Genomic DNA, 23,286 nt, shown 5'->3' on the forward strand with positions numbered 1-23,286 from the left:
AACCATATGGGAGGCGTATACCATGCGAGCGTATTTTTCGAGCTATCAGGAGGTTTCGACTTGGATCTCATAAGCACAGAGCTTGGACGGGAGATGTCCGGATCATATCCTTCTCAACCTGGACAGGGCAGGGATTCGTATGTTTGGAGTCGTCCGCGCCTCATAGCTCAGGAGGACCTGGCTCGATGGCGGTGGAATGAATCCGTCCGCGACGGCGTAATCCAGATAAGTCTTGATTAGTTCAAAGTTCGCTTGTGGGCATTGAATTCCTTTCCGGCTAAGGACCGACCGCGTATAAGTGGTATCGAAGGTTCCGCAGAGCGACTTCCCGTCGAAAAGGCTGGAGAAATATTCGGTGAGGGATATAAACTTCGAAGTGTATTTCTTGCCATTGTTCGTGAAGGCTCCTTTCTTTACTAGCCCCAGATATTCTGAAAACGGTACGAATCGGATTCTATAGCCGTATTCGACGAGATAGTTAATGACTTGATAATATTTCTTGCGGTCAGGGTTGGTGAGATGGAATGTCTTTCCATAACATTCAGGGTCCAGCATCAACGCAACGATGGCCTGTGCGACATAGTCGACGGGCGTTAGATCGAAGTAGTCATCGTTAAAAGGTGCAACGCCCAGGTCGATTGCTGTTTTGAATATGTCATAGAAAACATCCGCATCCCGCCGTGTCCGTAATGGATAAGCACCGGTTTGGCTGTCCCCAAAAATGTCTCCGGGGCGAACGATGATCGTTGGCAGTCCCGCGTCGGCATGGCCTCGAACGATTCGTTCGGCGTCGAATTTGGACTTCGCATAATAGAAGAACCGGAATTCCTGACCTATGTCAAGATCGGTTTCCTTGAATATGGCATCGCGCTCAAACGCCTTCGTTCCAAATATTCCATGGGTGGAAACATGGATGATCGGGGCCTGAAGCTGCGCACTGAATTTCGCCACATTCTCGGTCGCCACTACGTTCGGCTTTCGAAGGGCGTGGTATAGCGCAATCAGATTGACGGAGGCCGCGGAGTGTATGACACGGTCCACTGACAGCATGCGGGACGTGGAGGGAGCTATGCCTAATCCAGGGAGCTGTGTGTCGCCTGGAATCGCGGTGACGCGGCCCCGCATGCGCTCATCCAGGCATTCTTCTCCATATATGCCGATTGCGGCGCGTATCCTTGCCATGCCTTCATGTTCGGAGGCGGCGCGGACCAGGCAATATATCTTGCAGGTGGTCTTGTCCAGCAACTCCTTGACGATTCTGGCTCCAAGGATTCCAGTTGCTCCTGTGACCAATATTGAATTGGCTGTCCTCAATTGATGGCACTCCACTATGCGTCGACAGTGAACCGTCATTCTGCGTGTACGTATGTCACGGAAAACGGTGTTGTTGCAAGTCAGGTTGACTATGGCGGTTTTGGGGTTGGGATCGCTGCTGGTGCATTACATATTCAGTGGCTGTCGGCATCATCAGATTTCAATTCATAGTTATTAGAGTTGCTTCCGTTGAAATAAATGGATTTGTTGTGGTATAAAACAATTAACAACAATCGAATGATGTCAGCCAATGATTTTTGAAAAGTTCATGGAAGAAACCAGTGAGCGTACCGTCAGAGCCCTGATCGGAATGAGTAAGGCGCAATTCGCCAAGCTTTGCCCTATCTTTGAGGAGGCTCATGCGGAGATTCAGCAAGAACGCGTTCAGCAAGGCGAAATAAAACGGGTACCCAAAGGTGGCCATGTGGGCTATCTCGATCGGATAGATAAGAAGCTGTTCTTCATTTTGCATTACCTCAAGACCTACTGTACCTTCGATGTCCTGGGCTTTCATTTTGGCTTCAGCTCGGGACACGCGCATCGCCATGTGGCGCAACTTCTGCCCGTGTTACGGCGCAGCCTGGCGAAACTTGATCTGCTGCCCGAGCGGGAGCTGACGACCCCGGGAGAGATGATGAAGCTGATTGAAAAACATGGAGATATCATCATTGACGGGGTGGAATGCAGTTGCGTCAGGCCGCAGGATGACGATCAGCAGAAAGCCCACTATAGCGGTAAAAAAAACGCCATACGGTTAAAACCCTAGTCATTTCGACCCTGGCACGGCAAATTTTGTTCGTTGGAAGTATCGTGGCCGGCAGTGTTCATGATTATGCGCTGATGAAGCGATGGTTCGATCCTGCCTTATCATGGTTTGACGGTGCCGATGTCTGGTTGGATTTGGGGTTCTTGGGGGCCGCTTCCGATTATGGGAATAAAGCCAGAATTCACCTGCCTCATAAGAAACCCAGAGCCTCCAAGAACAATCCTCATCCCGCGTTGGCAGATCAACAAAGGCGCGAGAACAAAAAGCAAGCGCGAACTCGCATCTCCGTCGAACACTCCATTGGAGGAATGAAGACCTTTCATTGCTTGATGCATCGCATTAGAAACCGACTCAGTCTATTCATAGATAGCTTTTTCGGGCTTGGCGCTGGCCTTTGGAATCTAAAAATTTCTTTGTAATCATGCGGTTATCATCGGAAACAACTCTACTGTTTACTCGGTCGTTCTAATGCGACATGAGTACCATAAGTTATTTAGTTAGGCAAACTATATTATCGGAAATTGGATGAGCACTTGTAAAAAATGTTATATTCAGCGCTGTTAAGGCTATAGGGGTCAAAAAATGCCGAAACCGGGCCCTAGAACGTGTACCCGGCACCTACGAACAGGGAGTAGTTGAGCAGGCTCCCGAACTCGCTTTTCGAACCGCCCGTATAGCCGTTTGCTATCACGTATAGCAGCGTGTTGCTGTTTGCTTCATATTCGAATATTCCAATAATCTGATTCGACTGGTCGTTGATGTCATGGATCCAGCGGAGGTTCAGGTTCAAGTCGCCGATTATCTTGTTGTCCGTGAATTGTCCCATCATGTAATCCTGTCTGTAATAAACATCTCGATAGGTGATCTGGCGTGTGGTGAAGCAGTCACGGATGTTATCGAGCAGACAGCCGTTTTCGTTATGATAATATTCCATATTTATAGTCTCTCCCTCCTCGAAGGTATACGACGTGCCGACTTGCACCTCGAAGTCTCTCTGTTCGCCTGCTGAACCTTCGGAGTAAAGAAGAAGCGCGTCCGACACGTTCCAGCCGCCGAAGAACCCGACCTGATACCCGTTTTGGTTCCGGTAGGTCGGAATTAGCGAGAAGTACTTTCCATCTCCCGTAAAATCCGCCTTGAGGGCATAACTCTGTTCGAAGCGCCTGCCTTCGACGTTGGTCGCTGGGCCGATGAACGAGGTTTGATCGAGACCGAAGACGTTCGCGCTGAAGAGCCGTCCCGGACTGGTGTTGGCGACAAACGATACCGACCAGTTCGAGTCCGGTACCCACACCGCGCGGGCGTAGTCGAGGCCGGGGACTTCCACGCGCGGATTGTTTCGGCCGTTCTGGGGGTTGAACGGATTGGAAGAGGAGAGGAGTACCGAAGGTCCCCACTGGAGGTTTTCCCGGCCGAAGGAAACGAACAGGTCGTCCAGAAGGCGATAACGCGCAAATCCTTCGTTGAGGTAAAACTGCGCCGTGCTGTCTTCCCGGCCCGAAGGAAGACCATCTTCCCAGCGTTCCCAAACATAAAGGAACCGCTCCTTTACGGATAACTCCAAGCGCCGGAAATCGAGATTGAGGTCGATGCGCGGGTTGAGCACCGCCTGATAACGGGAGATGCCGAGGACGTTGTCCGGATTCAGGGCGGAAGGGTTGGCGGGCTGCTGCGTGATGCCGAAGGCCAGCACGTTTATTCGGGAGTAGAATCCGCGCTCGATTTCTTCGTAAAAAGACTCTTCGTCGGGAGAGCTGGACGCCGAAACCGGCTCGTCACTCGCATTTGCCGCGCCGAGCGAAATCGCGGCAGCGCACGAAAAGACAGTCCAGCAACGATGTTTCATTTCATGAAAAGATTAAGATTGAATATGTAATCCGGTAGCGCTTCCAGTCGCGGCTTGTTCATATTCATATAGGTTATGTTTTCATTTAGTAGCGTGTCGTGCATGGTGATCTTTGAAATGAACGGCCGTGTCTTTCCATCGACTTTGACCGTATTCTTGAATTCCATGTCGGCGGTCTTGAATTTCTTGCCGGAAACCGTGTAGTAGTCTGCCTTGACGCCGACGAGACGTTTCTTGGACACCCAGTACTTGATTCTGTCATAGGTGGTCTTATCGTTCTTGCTCTTGAGGTCGAAGACGTGGCAGTCCTCCCCCTCGACGGCTTCATCGGGCAAGACGGTGGGTTCGTAGTCCTCGGCATAATTGGTGGAGGCAATGTCGCCGTAGGCTGCATTACCCAGAAGCTTTTGTCTCTGGGCAATGGGGATGGGCTTGCTCAATCCCGGCTTGTAGAACCACATGTTGTTATTTGTCATGAGGACTTTGTTGCCTTTATATTTTGGCGGCTCCAGGCTCAGGCCGGATATGTCGAATCCGCGGGCCTTGATGTTGTACACCATGGTGTCCGTCGTGCGCTGTGCTTCCACCGATTCTATGACCACTTCCCAGGAAATGCCTACGACGTTGCCCCGGGACTCATCGGCTCTCTTGAGGATGTCGTGGATGCTCTGGGTCGCATGGACTTCCGTTACCAATAAGAGGGAGGCGACACTCATAATGGATATATACAGCTTATTCATTTTGCTGACCTTTCAGGTATGTCCCAGGGCACTGACAATTTCCATCCGCGCGGCTTTCCTGGCCGGAAGCGTCGCTGCCATGAGGGACAGTACGCCGAGCAGGACCATACTGAACGCCAGGTATTCAGGCACCAGGTAGATTTCGAGAGGTACCCGCCCGCTAATCATGGGAGGGACCCAGGTTGGTTTGAACAGGGCAATGCCCGACCACGTCAAGAGGGTGAGGACCATGCCCAGGGCGGAGCCGAACAGGCCGAGCATCAGGCTTTCCGCGGCAAACAGTACGACGATGCCGCCGCGCTTGAGCCCCAGAGCGCGAAGCGTTCCGATTTCCCGGGTCCGCTCCATGATCGCCATGCTCACGGTATTGATGACACTCATCACTACGATCGTGAATACGATCAAAAATGTGAACAGGAATATGATGTCGAACATTTGCTTCACCTTCACGTAAAAGGTGGAAAGCTCGTTCCACGTCTTGATTTCCAGATTCAGGCCGCGAGCTTCGAAATCCCGTGCCAGCCGTTTTCTCACCGGTTCCGTCTGCGCGGTGTTTTGCAGCAGCACGATGAGACGGTCGACGCTGCCGGTGTCGTAAAGGCTTTGGGCGAACTTGAGCGGGACCAGCATGAGTTTGTCGTCCAGGGCCTCGATCGGCGCCGAAAACAGTTGGAATACCTGGGCATCGAGCGCGTTGACCTGTCCCGATACGGTCGGTGCCATGGCTACGGCGGTGACGTCCAGGTCCAGGTTGAGCTGCTCCGCCAGGCCTCGGCTCAATCCGACGCCATAAATCACGTCGTCTTCGAGCGGCTTGCCGGTGAACTGTTGGAATTTGCTCGCCAGCCCGCGGCTGTGGCTGTTGATGACGCGGATATCGGAAGGAACGCGTCCCGACGCCAGGAATATGGTGGAAACCTTGCCGTTGCTGAGCAGGCCGGAAATATGCAGTTGGGGGGTCACGACCAGGACCTCGGGGTAATGACGCAGGATTTCTTGGACGTTCCGGGTGGACTCTTCGTCCAACAGATAACGGGTCGGGTCGAGCTTTCCTTCCTTCAGGAACCCGGGCTTGAAAATCGTGAGGTGGCCGTTGGCCTGAACATGGATGTACGAATTTTCCAGATTACTGAATATGTAGTCGGTGAACCCTCCCAGAACGTTGACCGCGGCAAAGCCGAGGGCGATGGCAAGGATGGTGAAGAGCGACCTGCGCTGGTTGCGGAAAAGATTCCTGATCGCTAGCTTGAGCCATGTCATCATGGCGCCACCTGGATTCGTTGGAGGAATTCCGCCTGTCCGGATAGCCGGTCGTCGATGATTTTTCCGTCGCACATCTGCAACTGGCGTTCCACGCGTTCCAGCAGGCGATGGTCGTGGGTGGAAAAGACGAAAGTGGTGCCGTTCCGGCGGCTGAGTTCCCGCATCGTTTCGATAATCTTGATGGCGTTTTCGGAGTCCAGATTGGCGGTGGGCTCGTCCGCGATCACCAGGGACGGATTGGCGACGAGCGCCCGGGCGATGGCGACCCGCTGCTGCTGTCCACCGGACAGCTTGGCCGGCCGCTGCGACTCGTGGTCGGACAAACCCACTTCGGCGAGACGTTCCCTGGCAAGCCGTTTCGCTTGGGCCGCGGGGACTTTGGCGATCTGCAGCGGCAGCATGACGTTCTCCAGGGCCGACAGGACCGGAATCAGGTTGAAGCTCTGGAATACGAATCCCATGGTCTTGTTACGGATGTCGCTGCGTTTTCCGTCGGGAAGCGTGGTCACGTCCTGCCCCAGAATCTGCACGGTGCCGGAGGACGGCACGTCGAGCATCCCGATGAGGTTGCACAACGTCGATTTGCCCGACCCGGACGGTCCCCAGACAGCGACGAACTCGCCGGGAAGGATGCAGAGGCTGACGGCTTGAAGCGCGGTGATGGTCCTTTCGCCGAGGCTGTAGATCTTCCCGACCTTGTCGAGTTCTACCACGGGCACGGTGTGCTGCTGCTTCATCGAAAGGGCTTCCTACGGGTGGGATTCGTGCCGGCTGGACGAGGAGGCATGTTGCGGCTCGGCGGTCGAGTAGGCAACGACGCAGCCCTCGAGCCTGAGCGTGCGCACCCCGATGAGCCGGCCGCTTTCACCATGCAGGATCTGCATCTCCCCGCCGGGGCTGACGGCTTTCAGTTGGTAGTTCCGGGGCGAACCGTTCAGTCCCAGGCCGAGCAGCTTTCCCGCTGCTTCTTTGGCACACCACAGGCGCGTCGTCCATTCGTCGGGCCTATTGGCGAATTCGCCGTCCAAGGCTTCCAGCAACGCGGTTTCGGCGCCGACGGCTATGGTTTGGAGAAAGTCCGGATCGCGAACCTCGATCGTTTCCATGTCCACGCCCACCGGTTCGTCCAGCGCCATGGCGATCGCGCCGGCCTCGCAATGCGAAATACTGACGCCGGGAACGGCGCCGGGACCCGTGGGCCAATACCTCACTTCCGGCCGACCTTCCTCGCTGTTCCGCAGGGCGAACGCCGCGGGATGCAGCATGTCGGGCACCCCCTGCTTCCGCGCCCACCAGGAACGCACGGCGTCCTTTGCGGCGATGCGCCCGAGCAGCCAGTGCAACTGGCGGCGGGCTTGGCCCTTCTTCTCGGAGAATGCCGGCATCTCTTCCATGTGAAGGTAAAAGCAGGCCAGCAGGCGAGGATCGAAATCCGATATCTCGGCGGGCGATATCGTGCAGCAGACCGCGTCCGGGCCAAGCTCCGGCAGCGGCAGCGGCCGGCTCAGGAGATAGCGGGTCGGCATCCGGCGGAAGTCGACCAGCCGCCGGTCCCAGCGAAATTTCCAGTCCTTCCAGTCCTTGATCCGCATCCAGACGGCGCCGGCGCCGTCTTGAATTTCGACGTCGCAATCCAGCGTCTTGCCTTCGTTCCGGGTGATTTCGACCCGCACCGGGACGTTCGTGCCGGCAGGCGGTGGCGGGCGGTAGAACTCCATTTTGCCGATGCCGATGGGGAAAACGTAACGCTCCTGGTCCATCGCCCAAATGCCGATCAACTGGCCTATGGCATCCAGCAATGCGGGGTCGGTCAGAAACTGGGGGCGGTCGGTGGACCGGAAAAAATCCGCCGGCGCCTTGACCGCCAGTTCACCCAAGACCCCGCGGTCGCCCAGGACGATCCTCCCCGTCAGGCGCTGATAGACGGGGCCGTGGAAAAGATAGCGATCCGCGTAGATTTCGTGCGCATCGCGGGGATGGACGCGCGGATTGACGAGCTCCGTGAAGTCCGGAGACAGCTCGAGACGGTAATGGGAGGCGAACAAGACCTTGGCCTGGATGGCCGGACCACGCTGGCCTTCCGCCTGGATGGCGGCTCCGATCCGGCAGTATCGATCCTGCGGGTCGGATTCCAGCATCCTGGCCGAGATCGACAGGCGTAGCACGTCCGTGTCGGCCAGCTCGATCCAGCTCGTGGCTTTCACGTCTTCGAAACCGATGAGACCCAAGTCCGGCGCGAGGCAGGCCGCCGCTTCCGCCAGCATCTCCAGGCTGAGGGTCATGGGCACCACCGGCAGGCATGCGGAAACCGGTTTGACCCCGGCGGCACTGACGAAGGCATGATCGGCCAGATGCAGGTCCTCTTCCAGCGTCAGCCAGCGTTCGGCGAGAAGCGATTCATTGGGAATGAATTCGAGTATTTCCCCAATGAACGGAAGCGCCGTGTCGCCCTCCAAAGCCGCGTCGTCGCGGGTTTCGTTCATCTCGTCGTTTCTATCGAGCCTCGCCATCACGCCGGAATCTCCGTATTCGTTTCGTGTTCCACCGCGTCCAGATCGGCCGGGCGAGCCGTTTTTCTCATACGATCTCTGTCTGCGGCCGTGCACGAGGCGTTTCAACGTTGCCGCGTTGGGGGACGCTGCCCGCTTCGGTCCGGCGGAGCGATGCGATCCTTTCCAGGCTGGCCGTCACGACCAGTTCGGGCCCGACCCCCGGGCGTTTACGCAAGGCTTCCAGGCAGTAGCGGACGCCGGCGTCGAGAGGGATCAGGCCGATGTTGCGGGAGGCGTAGAGCCGCCGCAACTCGGCGTTCACCATGCCGGAATCCCAAGGCCCCCAGTTGATGGAAACCGTATGGACGTTCGGCCATTCCTTGCCGAGACGGTCCGCCAGCTTGTTCAGCACCTCATTGGCGGCGGCGTAGTCGCACTGGCCGATGTTGCCGAAGCGGCCCGCCACCGACGAGAAAAAAACCATGAATTTCAAGCTTTCCGGTTTCAGCTTTTCGGCCAGGGTCAGGGCCGGGACGACTTTGGTGGAATAGACCGAGTCGAACGACTCTTCCGATTTGTCCCGGATCAGCTTGTCGTCGATGATGCCTGCGCCATGGATGACCCCGTCGATGCGGCCGAACTGGACGTACAGTTCGTCGATCAGCTCCGCAAAAGCGTCGGTATCGCGGATGTCCAGGGTCTGATAATAGATTTCGGCCCCCTTGGCCTTCATCGCTTCCAGATTCTCCCTGAGGGCGCGGTCCCTGAGCATCTGCTTCAACGTCCGTTCGATCTCCGCCGGGCTCACCCTGTCTCCCTTGGCTTTCGATTCGGCGATGAGGAACTGCCGCAGTTCGGCCGCCCCGGCGATGTGCCGGGTAGCCTCGGGCTCATCCTCCGGCAGAGGGCTGCGTCCCACCAGGACGAGCTTCACTCCGGCTTGCTCCGCCAGCGATTTCGCGACGGAGCTCGTGATCCCCTGGCCGCCGCCGGTCACCAGAACGACGGCGCCCGGCTCGAGGCCGGTCTCCTCCGAGGCAGCCTTGCCCTGGACGGGCACCAGCTCCAGCCGCCAACGGCCGGAGTCCGTGAAGCCTATTTCCGGCGTGGGATCGGCGGATTGCATCTCCATCAAGACGTGTTCCGCCCATTGGGTGCCGGTCTGGGCAGGCTGCAAGTCGATGCATTTCAGCCGCAACTGCGGCCATTCCCGCGCGGCGGATTTGGCGACGCCGAGCGTGCCGGCGCCCGCCACCGAGGAAGCCCCGGCATCGCCCAAACCGAACTGCCCGTTCAGCGCCGTCAAGTTGACCAGCCACCCTCCACCGGCGCCTGCGCCTTCAGCCAGGCGGCTTCCCAAAGCCTTCAGGGTGAGGAACAGGATCCGGGCCGGATCGGCGGCGTTGCCCAGCGTCTCGCCGGCTGCGGTCGCGCCGAGAAGATTGATCAGCCCGCCCGGGGGCGATCCCGCGGATTCCAGCAAGGTTTTCAATCGGCCCGCTGCGTCCGCTGCGGAGAAGTCCACCTCGAACGTCCCGCTGTCCAGGCGGGCCGTATCCTTCCCCGGCACGATCAGCCAAGTCGTATAGCCACCCTGGGCCAGCGTCGCCCGGAAGGTTTCGCTGATTTCCGACGCCGGTCCGAGGAGGAGAACGGGCTGGTCGCAGGGTCCGGCCACCGTTCCGTTCCAGGCCGCAGGGACCGGCCTCAGGGTATAGCATTCCACGGGATCGGCCGGCTGGTAGACCATCGGACCGGACTCCGCTGCCTCAACCGGCGAGGATGGCAGCGGAGCCGGGGATTTTTTTGGCGAAACGGCCCCTCCTTCCGCTTCCTGCGGTCCGGATTCACGCAGCCGGTCGTACCAGGCGATGATTTCATTCAGAGTCTTCTGGCCGGAAAGCTCTTCGATGACGGTTTCCTCGTCCCTCCCTTCCAGGAGGTTGTACTGGTCCTTCAGCGCGCCGAAGACTTCGATGCGCTTGATGGAATCGATGCCGAGGTCGGCCTCCATCTGGGCGTCCAGATCGAGCATGTTCTCCGGATAGCCTGTCCTCTCCGAAATCGCATGCAGCAAATCGGCTTTGAACTCGTCGGTCGGGGCAAGGCCGCCGGATTTGGCGATCGCCGCAGCGGCAGGGGCGGTGGGGACGGGAGCCGGGCCGGCGGTCGGAGGCGCCGGCGTTTCCGGCGCGGTCCGTGCGGGCTGAGCCGTGCGGGCCGCGAGTCCGCTCGACGCGGCGATCCGGCTCGGCAGAACGGGAGCGGGGGGGACCGCGGCGAGAACCGCGCCGCGCGGCGGCAGGGGGCTGGATTCCGTGCTCCCTCCCGGCAGCGCAGCCTCGGCGCCGGTGACGCTGGCGTGAAGGAAATTGAGCAGGTGGGTGAACGTCCGCTGTTGTTCCTTTTGCAGCTCGATGAATTGGATGAGGCTTTGCTGAACGAACGCGAGACGAGGATCGGCCGGTATCGGCGCGGCGCCCGTCTCTCCGGCCGGCCCCCCGACGTGGGGTAGTTCCGGGTTGTTCATTGGGTTGCTCCTTTGTGTAGTTGCGGTGCTTTCGATCGCGGGCGAGTCGGTGCGGGTGGCTTCAGGTTCGGGCAATGGGCCGGCGGCGGGTATCGCTCCGGGTTTGGAGTCCCAAGGTTCCGCCCTGCCGCCGTTGATTCGCCAGACCAGCGGCCCGCCCCGGGATTTCCGTTCGGCCTCTGTAAACAAGTCGGCCGGAGCGCTTTGCCGGAAGCCGCGCCCTTTGAACCAGGTCTGGAGGTCGACCGGTAGTCCCAGCGCGAACGTGTGGGCCAATACATGGGCCAGGTTTAGCCAGCCGGGACGTCCCGGCATGTCGATCGCCAGAGTGGTGTGCGGAACCTCCGCCAGAATCCGGTCCACGAGCCCGCTCAGTACCGTGCCGGGCCCGACTTCGATGAAGATGCGCGCTCCGGCCCCATAGAGGCCGTTCACTTCGTCCACGAAACGTACCGGTTCCACCAGATGCCGTGCCAGAAGCGCCTGGATTTCGGCCGGCTTGCCGGGATAGCCGTCGGCGGTGGTGTTGCTATAGACGGGGAGGGCCGGCGCCGTGAACTTTATCCTGGAAAGTTCCTCCGCCAATGCCTCGCGCGCCTTGGCCATGACGGGGCAATGGAAAGCGCCGCTGACCTGCAGCTTGGTCACCCGCAGCGACTCGCCGCCCAGGACGGCGACCGCCTCGTCGATCGCGGCACCGGGGCCGGCGATGATGGTTTGATCGGGAGTGTTGAAATTCGCGACATAGACGGGCAGGCGGTGCTTGGCGATGAGCGCTTCTACCGCCGGCCCCCCGGCGCCCACCGCCGCCATGGCGCCGCCGGAGTCGCGGCCCGCGGCGGCGGCGATACGGCCCCGGATTTCCGACAGCCGGATCAGATCCTCGGCCGCGAGCGCACCGGCTGCGCACAGGGCCACGTATTCGCCATAGCTGTGGCCGGCAAGGTAGTCGGGTTTTATGCCGAACGAATCCAGAAGCCGCGCTGCGGCCAGTTCCACCACGCCCAGTGCCGGTTGTGCGACCTGAGTGGCGCTCAGAGCCGCCTGCTGGCGTTTCCGGTCTTCCTCGCTGAACACCGGAACCGGATAGATGAAGCCGGAAAGCGGCCGCGGCAGGCGATCCTCGAGCAAGCCGTCCGCCTGCTCGAAAATGTCATGCAACGACGGAACGGTCGCCGTCAGGTCGCGAAGCATGTTGATCTTTTGCGAACCCTGGCCCGGGAAGAGGAAACAGACCTGGCCGGGGGCGATGGACTGGCGGAAATGGATCCCCTGCGGATGTTTGAAATCGGCCTTGTTCGAATCCGCCAGTTCGTGCAGGGCCAGTTCGAGTTTGGCTTTTAGATCGGTTACGGAGGTCGCCACCAGCGCCAGCCGGCAAACGCGCTGGGGCGGGGCGATGCGCTGCTGCTCCGCATGGACCGCATACGCGAGCTGGCCCAGATCCAGCTGCTCCGGATGTTCGATGCCCTGGGCCAGGCTTTGCAGAGTCTCGACGATGTGTCCGCGGTCGGGGCCCCAAAACGCGAAAGGTTCGGCGCCGCGGGGGGTCAAATCGACCGTGTCGCCTTCCCGGTAGGTGCCGGTGTATTCCTCGAGCACCGCATGAAAATTGGTGCCGCCGAACCCGAAGGCGCTCACGCCGCAGCGGCGTGGGGCGTCTTTCCTGGAGTTGAACCAGGGACGGACCTCGGTGTTGATGTAGAACGGGCTGCGGCCGAAATCCACGCCGGAATTCGGCTTTTCGACCCCCAGGGTGGGCGGCAGCACCCGGTGCTCGAGGGCGAGTGTCGCCTTGGCGATCGCCGCCAAGCCGGCCGCTACCTTGGTGTGGCCGATCATCGACTTCACCGAGCCGACCCCGCAGGCCTGCGGTTCGGTTCCGGAACCGCCGAAAACGCTGTTCAGCGTTTCGATCTCGGATTTGTCTCCCAGCGCCGTGCCGGTGCCGTGCGCTTCGATCAGGCTCACCGTCGAGGGCTCGACCCGTGCGTCCTCGTAGGCGCGGCGCACGGCCCGGGCCTGGCCTTCCGGATGGGGGGCGGTGAGGCTGCGGTTGCGGCCGTCGCTGGAGCTTCCGATGCCCTTGATTACGGCCCGTATGCGGTCCCCATCGCGTTCGGCGTCGGCCAGGCGCTTGAGCACCAGGGCGACGACCCCTTCTCCGATCGCGATGCCGTCCGCGCCGTCGTCGAACGGCCGGCAACGGCCTCGCGGCGACAACGCATGGGTTTGGGCGAACGCCATGAAGGACGCGACGTTGTTGGTGCCGTCGATGGCTCCGACCAGCGCCACCTCGGCGTCACCGCCCCGGAGTTGCCGGATGCCGGTGTCCAGCGCGGCGAGGGACGAGGCGCAGGCCGCGTCGACCGTGAAATTCGTTCCGCCCAGATCGAGCCGGTTGGCGACCCGGCCAGCCACCACATTGCCGAGAAAGCCGGGGAAGGAGTCCTCGGTCCATTGCGGGAGCGCTTGGCCGTGAAGCGACGAGATGATCTGCTGCCGGCCCGATTCAGATAGTCCGGGGACATTGGACAAGTAATGAGGGAGCAAGGCTCGGAAGGCGTAGGCGATGCCCAGGTCGTGCAATCCACCGGCGCCGAAAATCGTTGCCGTCCGCTCTCTTGCGAAGGGTCTGCGGTCCAGCCCGGCGTCCTCCAACGCCTTCCTTGCCACGACCAATGCAAGAAGCTGCATCGGTTCGATGGATTTGACGGCGGCGGGCGGGATTCCCCACTCGGTCGGATCGAACCTGAGGTCGTCGAGGAATCCGCCCCACTTGGAATAAATCTTGTCCTTGACGCCGCGCTTGGGGTCATAAAAATCCGCGGGCCGCCAGCGGTCGTCGGTCACTTCCCGGACGGCGTCCACCCGGTTGATGATGTTCTGCCAATAGGTGCGCAAGTCAGGCGCCTTGGGCAAGAGGCATGCCATGCCAATGATGGCGATGTCGGATTTCCGCACCTCCCGGCCCGGTCGCCGCTTCGGAGTGCGCTCGCCGTGGCGGAGGAGGACTTGCTGGCTTTCCTCCGATACCGACCGGTGAAGCTCGGCCACGGTCAGTGTCTCGTGGTGGAGCCTCGCCACCTCGCCGAGCATGTACATGCCTTCCCGCCGCTGGGCTTCCACGTTGACTTTCACGTAGGGCCCGGCATCGTTTTCCTTGTCCGGGTCGTTCCGCGTGATGCCCTTCGAAGCGATTCTCAGGCGGCCGATGTTGAGCATTTCCAGGGATCTCAGGATCTCGTCGTCGCTCTTTCCGGCCAGGACCAGTTCGCGGCGCTTGCGATTGAATTCGCCGCAGAAGTCGGTCTTGGCGCAGCGGGTGTAAACGCCGACGCCCGACTGGAGCAGGTTGGTGTCCTTGCAGGAGACGGCCTGCGCCTGGAACTCCTTCACGATCGCGCCGGTACCGACGATTTCCTGCGTGAAGAGATATGCCGTGCCCATCAATACGCCGATTTTCATGCCGCGGGCGACGGCCGGCGCGGCGAGCACGGACAGCATGGCCACGGAAAGATCGTCGTGAATGCCCCCGGCGAACAGGATGTGCACCGATTCGGGATCGGCTATCCCGGCCGCCAGCAGGACTTCGATCGCGGATTCCCACAGGACGAAGCTGCTGCGGGGACCGGTATGCCCTCCGCACTCGTTCCCTTCGAAGATGAACTTCCGGGCTCCGTCCTTGAGGAATCCGTGCAAGAGTCCCGGCGAAGGCACATGCAGATAGGTGGTGATCGAGAGGGCCTCCAGTTCCCGTGCCTGGCTGGGGCGGCCGCCGGCGATGATCGCGAACGGCGGCCTGATTTCTTCGATGACTTCCATCTGCTCCTGCCGCAGTTCGAGCGGCATGAAACCCAACAAGCCGACTCCCCAACCCTGGCTGCCCAGCAAGGACCGGGTCGCCGCCAGCAATTCCCGAGCCTGCGGCTTGCGCATCACGGAGAGCGCGAGAAACGGGAGCGCCCCTCCTTCGGCGACCGCCTTCGCGAACTCCGGCGTGTCGCTGACCCGCGTCATCGGGCCCTGGACGATCGGGTATCGTGTGCCGTGGCAGGACGCCAGTGGCGCCTCCGGGGCAAGGGCCCGCTGCGTTCCGGCAAGCGCCGGAAGGGTTTCCATGCCCTCGCGGATTGCCGTCATGATGCGGCCGACGGTGCCGTAGCGTCTGGCGAGCGGCGCGGCGAAGGCGATGTCCTGTCCCAGAGGGACGAGAGGGTCGTTCCGATCCTTCAGATACTGGCGCAGGGGTTCGGCCCAGGGTTGGTCCTGCAGAATCCGTTGTTCCAGTTCGCGAATGCCGTTCCGGCCGCTGCGCGAGAAGATCCGAAAGGGGGCCCGTTCCGGTGCCAGCACGACCGTTTCGCTTCCGTCGAGCATCCCCCACACCCGATGCATCTCGGAATCGGCGAAGGGGCTTTCATCGCTCAGCCAGAGTTGTTCGCACAGGACCACGCCCCGCGCTCCGGCCACGATGGCGGCTCCGGCGCTGCGCGGGCCGATCCCGCCCTGCGCCCAGTACGGAATGCCGAGCTTGGAGTGCAGTTCCTGCAGCAGGATGAAGGTGGAGTGCGAACTGACCGAGCCGCCGGCCTCGTGGCCCTTGACGATCAGTCCGTCGTAGCCGGCGGCCGCGGCCTGCTGAGCCGATTCCAGATCGTGGACTTCGAGCAGGACCTTCCGGGCGATCCTCCGGCTCGCATCCCGGTACCGCTTCAACTCGGCAGGGCGTTGTCCGGCGAGAACGAGAACAGGGACCGGGCGGGACAGAATACTGGCCAAATGCTGCGGATCCCGCTCCGGAGAGCCGAGAGTGTCCCAGCGCAGACCCCAGCGGCTGTCGCGGTCCACGCTGGCTGCGAGGCGCTTTACCAGAGGCGCCAGCCGGCTGGGTGGATCGCGATAACCCAAATCCAGGATTCCGATCCCTTCAGCCCGGCAGGCCGCGATGGCGATGGTGGGGTCGACTCGGTTGGGCGGGGTAACGGCTATGATGTTTTCCATGACGACCTCCCTTGGCGCTTCATAGTTACCCCCTGACATGCGGGACCCCGACCACGAGATAAACCGCATCGGGGTTTTGCCGGGACGAGGGTAGGCGCAGGGCGGGATGCAAATTTAACGATAGCGAACTCCTTAGTCGGGAACAAGGAAAATGTGAGTCCATAGTCCGTCCCTGAAGGAATATCATGTGCTTCTGATATTTGGCGGCCATGTCGATATTATTAATCAATAACGAATTCATGAGCCTGGCATCGAAACCTCATGGCCTTATATTGAATTGATCCATCCTGCTGATCTGTAATGGCAATTTTGCTCGCGTCCCGCCTGGCCGCACAAGAGCATGGCCGTCGCTCCCGATCTTCATCGACGTGCGTGGGTAACCGGAGTGGGAGGGAGCTTATTCATTGAATTATATAAATGTTTATATTCTTTTACGATGGATGGCCACTCGCTGAAGAGAAGAAATGCCGGGCTTCGTCACGGATTTCTTCCGGGGTGATTCGGGTCGTTCGGACATGTATTGTAATTTAGCTTTTTGCTATTGCGACTTGTATCCGAATCGCGATTCGTAGGGGTAATCGACAGCTTTTCGCTGGTAAGGCGTGACATCGGCGGATTTGTGGGGTGGCCGCGACGCCGTCGTCTGGAAGCGGTGCCCCGTGTGTCTCCCGGCGCCTGCGGACGTTCCTTGCGCCGACAGCGCACGGGGGGGATCCGTCCGGTCGATTCGGGCCGGCTCACAATGTTAGACTTGCCCGATTCCATCAGTCCGGAGGTCTTGAGAAGTACTATGGCGGGTCATAGCAAATGGGCCAACATTCAGCACCGCAAGGGGGCCCAGGATGCCAAGCGCGGCAAGTTGTTCACCAAGCTCATTCGTGAAATCACCGTAGCTTCGCGCGCCGGTGGCCCCGATCCCGGCAACAATCCCCGTCTGCGCACGGCCATGGACAAGGCGCTCGTCGCCAATATGTCGAAGGACACCATCGAGCGCGCCATCAAGAAAGGCTCGGGGGCCGCGGACGGCGACAACTACGAGGAAGTCCGCTACGAAGGCTACGGTCCCGGCGGCATCGCCGTGCTGGTCGACTGCCTGACCGACAACCGCAACCGTACCGTGGCGGAGGTGCGCCATGCCTTCTCCAAGGCCGGCGGCAATCTGGGGACCGACGGGTCGGTCGCATACCTGTTCAGCAAGGCTGGGGTCGTCAGCTTCGGCGCCGATCTGGGCGAGGACAGGGTGATGGAGCCGGCGCTGGATGCCGGTGCCGAGGACGTGGTGGTCAACGAGGACGGCTCGGTGGACGTGCTCACGGCGCCCGACCGGTTCGAAGCGGTGCGCGATGCGCTGCAGTCCGCGGGACTCACGCCGGAATCGGCCGAAGTCACCATGCGCGCCAGCACCAGCGTCAAGCTGGACAAGGAAGACGCGGAGAAGATGATCCGCCTGCTCGAACGCCTGGAGGACCTGGATGACGTACAGAACGTCTATTCCAACGCGGACATCAGCGAGGACATTCTTGCCGAACTGGGCTGAGCCGGCGCGATGACACGGGTGCTCGGCATCGATCCGGGTTCCCGCGTCACCGGCTACGGCATCCTCGACTGGGCCGGCAAGCCGGTGCTGGTGACGGCGGGCTGCATACGCACCGAGACCAACGATTTTCCCGAGCGCCTGCGCCGAATCTTCGAGGGGATCAGCCTGATCGTGGAGGAATTCAAGCCGGAGGAAATGGCGGTGGAGCAGGTGTTCATGCACAAGAATGCGGATTCGGCTCTCAAGCTGGGGCATGCCCGGGGCGCGGCAATCTGTGCCGGCGTGTCGCGCGGACTGGCGGTACACGAATACGCCGCGCGCCAGGTGAAGCTGGCCCTGGTTGGCAAGGGCAGTGCGGACAAGGTCCAGGTGCAGCACATGGTTTGCTTCCTGTTAGGTCATAAGACTCCCTTGGCGATGGATGCCAGCGATGCGCTGGGTGTGGCCCTCTGTCATCTGCATCATCAGCAGACCTTGAGCCGCATGAACCGGATGGCGCAACGATGATCGGCTTCGTTCGCGGAATCCTGGTCGCCAAGCGTGCGCCTTCCTTGCTGATCGACGTGCAGGGCCTGGGCTACGAGGTCGATGCGCCCATGTCAACCTTTTATAACTTGCCCGAGATCGGCACCGAGGTGCGGCTCTATACCCATCTTCAGGTCCGCGAGGACGCCCACAGCCTGTTCGGCTTCGGTACCGAGGCCGAGCGCAGCCTGTTCCGCAGCCTGATCCGGGTCAGCGGCATCGGCGCCAAACTGGCGCTGACCATCCTTTCCGGCATCTCGGTCGACGATTTCCGGGCCTGTGTGGAGCGGCAGGACTCGGCGCGCCTGGTCCGACTCCCCGGCATCGGCAAGAAGACCGCCGAGCGCCTCATCATCGAGCTGCGGGACCGGCTGGACCTCGGTGCGCCGTCCCTGGTCCCGGCCGCCTTCGCCGGCGGCGCGGCGCCCGTGCTGTCCGCCGATCCGGCCGACGAGGCCGTCAGCGCCCTGATCGCGCTGGGCTTCAAGCCGCAGGAGGCGAGTACGCTGGTGGCCAAACAGTCGACCGAAGGCCGCAGCGCGGAGGACTTGATCCGGCTGGCGCTGCAGTCGGCGGTGCGCTGAAGGAGCCCGATCGATGACGCAGCGGCTGGTGAGTGCGGCGGGACAGTGGGACGAGGAGGCCATCGACCGCGCCATCCGGCCCAAGCGGCTGGAGGATTACGTCGGCCAGCGCGCCATGCGCGAGCAGATGTCCATCTTCATCCAGGCGGCGCTGGGGCGCGGCGAGGCGCTGGATCATGTGCTGATCTTCGGCCCGCCGGGGCTGGGCAAGACCACCCTGGCCAACATCATCGCCAACGAGCTGGGCGTCAACGTGCGTCACACCTCCGGCCCGGTGTTGGAGAAGGCCGGCGACCTGGCGGCGCTGTTGACCAATCTCGAACCGCGCGACGTGCTGTTCATCGACGAAATCCATCGTCTCGGCGCGGTGGTGGAAGAGGTGCTGTATCCCGCGATGGAGGACTACCAGATCGACATCATGATCGGCGAAGGCCCCGCCGCCCGTTCGATCAAGCTCGATCTGCCGCCGTTCACCCTGGTCGGCGCCACCACCCGCGCCGGGCTCCTGACCTCGCCCCTGCGCGACCGTTTCGGCATCGTGCACCGGCTGGAGTTCTACAGCGTCGAGGAGTTGGGCAGGATCGTCGCCCGCTCGGCCCGCATCCTGGGCAGCGAGATCACGCCGGAAGGCGCGGTGGAGGTGGCGCGCCGTTCCCGCGGCACCCCGCGTATCGCCAACCGCCTGCTGCGGCGGGTCCGCGACTTCGCCCAGGTCATGGCGGACGGGCGGATCACCGGTGAGGTGGCGGGGAAGGCGCTGGAAATGCTCGACGTGGACCCGAACGGCTTCGACCAGTCGGACCGCCGTCTGCTGCTGACGATGATGGAAAAATTCGATGGGGGGCCCGTCGGCCTGGACAACCTGGCCGCGGCGATCGGTGAGGAGCGCGGCACCATCGAGGACGTGCTGGAGCCCTACCTGATCCAGCAGGGCTTCATCATGCGCACCCCCCGCGGCCGCATCGCCACGCGCAACGCCTACCTCCATTTCGGACTGAAGCCGCCGCAGCGGGCGAGCCTCAACGAAGAGCTGTTCGGCGATGAGTGAAGCGCTTGCGGTGAGCACAGTCGATCCGCTCGCGGTGAGCGTAGTCGAACCGTTCGTCTGGCCGGTGCGGGTCTACTACGAGGACACCGACGCCGGCGGCGTGGTGTATTACGCCAACTATCTGAAATTCATGGAGCGTGCCCGTACCGAATGGCTACGGGCCTTGGGCTTCGAGCAGGACAGGTTGCGCGAGGAGCTGGGGGTGGTTTTCGCCGTACGCTCGGTGCAGGCCGAATACCTGAAGCCGGCCCGGTTCAACGATGCCTTGCTGGTCAGCGCGGAGCTGGTCGAAGCGCGGCCGGCGAGCTTCGGTTTCGTGCAGCGGGTGATGCGGGAGGATGCCACGCTGTGCGAGGGGCGGGTGCGGATCGTCTGTCTGGCCGCCGACAGTTTCCGGCCGCAAGCCGTGCCGGATGTCGTCATGAAACGGTTGCGGGACGAAGGCTGAAATTTCGGTTGAGTTATTTTTCAGCCGCCGGCAACCCGCGTCCGCTGAGGTCCGCCAGGTCGTCCGAAAGTTGCCGGAGGATGGCCTTGGCGAGTTCGGGATACCTGAAGTCGTCCCGCACATCGTAGATCCAGCTCGTCTCGCCGGTCTGCCGGGCGTATTCCTTTTCCCACAGGACCTTGCCGTTGCCGCTTTCGACGAGCCTGAAGCCGAGGACGAGTTCGTTGTCGAAGCTGTCCGATGGCGTGCCCAAGACCCAGAACAGCGGACCGAAGACCGACAGCCCGTAGCTGAAGGTCTTCGAATGGTACTGGGTCGATTTCACCGTGCCTTCGAGCCTGAGGTCGGCTTCGCCGCCGTTCCGGCTGAAAGCCACCCGTTTGAATATCCGGGCCCGGTCGATTTCCGCCACGGCGGCCCGGGCCAGGTCCTCGTCCGGTTTCCACCGCCATGCGCCCGTGCTCGCGTGCCTTTGCGCGTACTCCGGGTGGGAGAGGTTCTGCCAGCCGAACGGGAAGATGGGCATGGCGTAATTCATCAGTTCGTCCGTGTTGGCGTTGGCGCGGAGATCCCGGAAGGGCGGCACCGCAACCGTCAGAACCAGCAGGGGGCTGCGTGCCGCAGCCGGCTCGGGTCGGTAGATCCAGGCCCGTTCGGTTCCGCAGCCGGCGCAGGCGGCCGCGAGCACCCCGGCCCAGGCCCACTTTCTCATGCGGCGGGGATGTCTTTTCAGGGGCCCTCGACCGAGCGCCGCTCCGGTCCGACGGCGGACGTCACGATCGCGTAGGCGTCGCGGACGGTCCGCTGCTTGTCCAGTTCGGCCTTGAGTTCGGCGTCGAGGTCGCGAGTGAGCTGTTTCATGATGGTCTTGGCGATTTCGCCCTTGATGGAGTCGAAATAGCCCAGCAGTTCGCCTTCCAGCTCTTCGAAATAGTTCTTGATGCCCCGCCGCGCGAACTTGTTGATCTGTACCTGCTGCCGGCGGGTATATTCGAGCAGGCCGGCCTTGTAGCAGTCCAGGGCGCGGTCGATCTCGTCTCCCCGGATCGTTGCGGCCGCGAGCTGCACAGGCGCGCTTGCAGCTTCGCTGCTCTTCGAGTCGGCCAGGCTGTCCTGAATTCGACGCAGCTTGTCCAGACCGAGGGCTAGCATTTGCTGCGCTCCCTCGCCGGGGCCGATCAGATGCAGGTTTCTGGCGATTTCCAACGCGCGGTCGGCGTTTTTCTGCACCTGTTCCAGGATGTCGTCCCTTCTGCGGCCGGCATCGCCGGCCGCTTGGGCCATGATGTCGCGGCCGAGATCGTCGATGACCTCGCCGTATTCGAACAGAAACACGTCGCACATCCCCTTCAGCCGGTTGAGCATGTCGCGGCCGTTCAGCCGGTCCTGCAGCACCGTCAGCACTTCGGGCGGCAGGGCGTCGGTGGCGGCGATGTCTTCGAGCAATTGCGCCAGATGGCGGCGCACCATCTGCTCCTCCAGCAATTGTTGCAGTTGGCAGCGGAAGGTGTGCTGGATGTGCAGCTTTTCCTCGATTTTGTGCGGCAGGCGGCTGACCACGCTGTGCAGGTCCAGTCCCTTCAGCAGCTCGTTCTTGAGCGCCTTGCGGTCCAGGGTGTCGATCGCATGGGTGATCTGCTGGCCCAGTTGTTCCTGGTCCTCGTCGCGCCAGAACACGAACTCGGGCAGCACCTCGGTCCGCAACGCCTTGACGTGCTCTTCGACCGTGGAACGCAGGCGCCGCAGGACTTCGTCCTGGCGGCGCGACAACTCACTGGCGATGAAGGTGTTTTTCATGCTGTCGTCGCTCGTGTTGAGGTAAGTCTGGTGGAGGGGTTCCAGGTGTTCGCGCAGCCTTTTCGCCAGATCCATGTACTCGCTGCGGGCTTCGTCGAGGAATTCGGCGCGGGCCGTATGTGCGAGGTAGTCGAACAGGCTGCTGCGGAAAGCGGCGAAACTCTTGGCTTCTTCGAGCGACTTGAGGTGGCGCTCGGCTTCGTGGCGTTCGGGAATCTTGCCGAGCGCTTTCTGGAGGGCGTCCGCATGTTCGCGGAGGCTGACGCTCTGCTCCAGGCGGCCGTCCTGAATCAGTTTCAGCAGCAGGTAGTTGAGCGCCGAGACCCGGAACACGCGATCCTTGGCGATGTGGAAACCGTAGCGGTCGATCTTCTGGCCGAAGTTGACCTGCTCTTCCTTCTTTTGCTGAGCGCTCAGCACGTCCCACTGGTTGATCACCCAGAACGCCCGCTGCAGCACGCGCTTGCGCTGGCTGTGGATCTCGGCCAGCAGCTCGATTTCCTCGCCCTCCAGCAGGTGGAACACCTTCATGGCGATGACGAAAGCCTTGGCGTCGTTTTCCACGTAGGATTTGGTCACCTTGCGGTGGCGCGGATTGACCACCCCCAGCCCCGGCAGGTCCACCAGCACCACGTTTTCAGGGATGCTGACGTCCGTGAGGAAGATTTCCGCCTGATTGACGAAAAGCACGTCCTCGTAGTCTTCGGTGACGTAGCTCGGCAGCTCCTCCAGGGCGATTTCCTTTTCCGCGCCGCTGAGCTTGCTCCAGCCGTGGACGAGGGCTTTCAACTCGTCGAAGAACTTCTGCTTGTTGAACGACCCGAACTGCCCCTTGTGCTGCTCGATGTCCCGGCCGAGCTGGCTCAGCAGCTCGCCCCGGCTCAGGCTGCGGTAGGCGTCGCAGCTCTTGCGGAGCTCCTTGGAAATCTCCTCGACATACAGGTTCTTCAGTTCTTCCCGCTCGTTCTCGTCCAGATAATGGATGACGGCCTTGGCGCTCTTGCCTTTGCGGATGAGGGTGGGGATGGCTGTGAAGGACTTGGTGGCCTGCGGCAGGATGTCGTTGCCGAGCACGGCGTTGATGATCGTGCTCTTGCCGGCCGAGAACGCCCCCAGGAATGCGACCGGGAACTCCGGCGACTTCAGCCGTTCCAGCCAGGTCCGCTTGCGGTTGACGTAGTATTTGAAGTCGTCGGTGAGGCCGAGGTAAGGTGCGGCGGCGTCGTAAGCTTCGAACAAGCGGGTGAACGCCTTGACGTAAAGGCTGTAGTCCGGCTCTTTCATTGCATGGGTTTCCAAAGAGGGTCCTCGTGGCAGGCGGCTGACGGGCGGGCCGGGTGACGAATTGATGAATATCGGGCTGCCGCATTTTAACATCTAAGGCTAGTGAAC

At 61.3% G+C, this 23,286-nt stretch carries 16 protein-coding genes; 7 read left to right on the forward strand and 9 right to left on the reverse strand.

The genetic code is table 11. From position 1 onward, the window contains the following. Window positions 1-102: 102 nt before the first annotated feature. Complete coding sequence (locus tag ABZN20_RS19420; RefSeq protein WP_423246418.1) at window positions 103-1,353, reverse strand: thioester reductase domain-containing protein; 1,251 nt, start codon at window positions 1,351-1,353, stop codon at window positions 103-105. A 211-nt stretch (window positions 1,354-1,564) separates the two neighbouring features. Here ABZN20_RS19420 and ABZN20_RS19425 point away from each other — a divergent pair, with 211 nt between their 5' ends. Both ABZN20_RS19425 and ABZN20_RS19430 read left to right on the forward strand, forming a co-directional pair. Then, a complete protein-coding gene (locus ABZN20_RS19425; protein WP_367025613.1) occupies window positions 1,565-2,080 on the forward strand; it encodes a helix-turn-helix domain-containing protein in 516 nt (171 codons plus the stop codon). A 26-nt stretch (window positions 2,081-2,106) separates the two neighbouring features. Beyond that, window positions 2,107-2,499, forward strand: a complete 393-nt coding sequence (locus tag ABZN20_RS19430) for a transposase family protein (protein ID WP_367025614.1) — start codon at window positions 2,107-2,109, stop codon at window positions 2,497-2,499. A 179-nt stretch (window positions 2,500-2,678) separates the two neighbouring features. Here ABZN20_RS19430 and ABZN20_RS19435 read toward each other — a convergent pair whose 3' ends face one another. The 6 genes from ABZN20_RS19435 to ABZN20_RS19460 all read right to left on the reverse strand — a co-directional run bounded on the left by ABZN20_RS19435 (window position 2,679) and on the right by ABZN20_RS19460 (window position 15,955). After that, window positions 2,679-3,926, reverse strand: a complete 1,248-nt coding sequence (locus tag ABZN20_RS19435; protein ID WP_367026329.1) for a hypothetical protein — start codon at window positions 3,924-3,926, stop codon at window positions 2,679-2,681. Further along, window positions 3,923-4,666, reverse strand: coding sequence for an outer membrane lipoprotein-sorting protein (locus ABZN20_RS19440; protein WP_367026330.1), 744 nt, complete (start codon window positions 4,664-4,666; stop codon window positions 3,923-3,925). The genes ABZN20_RS19435 and ABZN20_RS19440 overlap by 4 nt, the downstream gene beginning before the upstream one ends. A gap of 12 nt (window positions 4,667-4,678) precedes the next feature. Next, window positions 4,679-5,929, reverse strand: a complete 1,251-nt coding sequence (locus ABZN20_RS19445; RefSeq protein WP_367026331.1) for an ABC transporter permease — start codon at window positions 5,927-5,929, stop codon at window positions 4,679-4,681. Next, window positions 5,926-6,666, reverse strand: a complete 741-nt coding sequence (locus ABZN20_RS19450; RefSeq protein WP_218806022.1) for an ABC transporter ATP-binding protein — start codon at window positions 6,664-6,666, stop codon at window positions 5,926-5,928. Before ABZN20_RS19450 ends, ABZN20_RS19445 begins: the two co-directional genes overlap by 4 nt. Before the next feature lie 12 nt (window positions 6,667-6,678). Continuing rightward, window positions 6,679-8,439, reverse strand: coding sequence for a polyketide synthase dehydratase domain-containing protein (locus ABZN20_RS19455; RefSeq protein ID WP_367026332.1), 1,761 nt, complete (start codon window positions 8,437-8,439; stop codon window positions 6,679-6,681). 67 nt (window positions 8,440-8,506) lie between these two features. Next, on the reverse strand, window positions 8,507-15,955 hold the full coding sequence (locus ABZN20_RS19460) for an SDR family NAD(P)-dependent oxidoreductase (protein WP_367026333.1): 7,449 nt from the start codon (window positions 15,953-15,955) through the stop codon (window positions 8,507-8,509). Window positions 15,956-16,745: 790 nt separating this feature from the next. Here ABZN20_RS19460 and ABZN20_RS19465 point away from each other — a divergent pair. Genes ABZN20_RS19465 through ybgC form a run of 5 tightly spaced genes read left to right on the forward strand, consistent with a single transcriptional unit; the run spans window position 16,746 to window position 20,097 of the window. Next, window positions 16,746-17,492, forward strand: a complete 747-nt coding sequence (locus ABZN20_RS19465; protein ID WP_367026334.1) for a YebC/PmpR family DNA-binding transcriptional regulator — start codon at window positions 16,746-16,748, stop codon at window positions 17,490-17,492. A 9-nt stretch (window positions 17,493-17,501) separates the two neighbouring features. Further along, window positions 17,502-17,999 (forward strand): crossover junction endodeoxyribonuclease RuvC, encoded by a 498-nt coding sequence (gene ruvC, locus ABZN20_RS19470; RefSeq protein WP_218806026.1) that lies wholly within the window; start codon window positions 17,502-17,504, stop codon window positions 17,997-17,999. Next, complete coding sequence (ruvA, locus tag ABZN20_RS19475; protein ID WP_367026335.1) at window positions 17,996-18,601, forward strand: Holliday junction branch migration protein RuvA; 606 nt, start codon at window positions 17,996-17,998, stop codon at window positions 18,599-18,601. Before ruvC ends, ruvA begins: the two co-directional genes overlap by 4 nt. 13 nt (window positions 18,602-18,614) lie before the next feature. Next, window positions 18,615-19,649, forward strand: coding sequence for a Holliday junction branch migration DNA helicase RuvB (gene ruvB / locus ABZN20_RS19480; RefSeq protein ID WP_218806028.1), 1,035 nt, complete (start codon window positions 18,615-18,617; stop codon window positions 19,647-19,649). Continuing rightward, entirely contained in the window at window positions 19,642-20,097 is a 456-nt protein-coding gene (ybgC, locus tag ABZN20_RS19485; RefSeq protein ID WP_367026336.1) for a tol-pal system-associated acyl-CoA thioesterase, read from the forward strand. Before ruvB ends, ybgC begins: the two co-directional genes overlap by 8 nt. 13 nt (window positions 20,098-20,110) lie before the next feature. Here ybgC and ABZN20_RS19490 read toward each other — a convergent pair whose 3' ends face one another. Both ABZN20_RS19490 and ABZN20_RS19495 read right to left on the reverse strand, forming a co-directional pair. After that, entirely contained in the window at window positions 20,111-20,809 is a 699-nt protein-coding gene (locus ABZN20_RS19490) for a hypothetical protein (RefSeq protein WP_367026337.1), read from the reverse strand. Window positions 20,810-20,826: 17 nt separating this feature from the next. Next, the gene (locus ABZN20_RS19495; RefSeq protein ID WP_218806031.1) at window positions 20,827-23,178 is read right to left on the reverse strand and encodes a dynamin family protein; all 2,352 of its coding nucleotides are present in this window, start codon (window positions 23,176-23,178) and stop codon (window positions 20,827-20,829) included. Between the last annotated feature and the right edge of the window lie 108 nt (window positions 23,179-23,286).

The sequence above is a fragment of the Methylococcus sp. ANG genome (genome assembly GCF_040730495.1).
Taxonomy (GTDB): Bacteria; Pseudomonadota; Gammaproteobacteria; order Methylococcales; family Methylococcaceae; genus Methylococcus.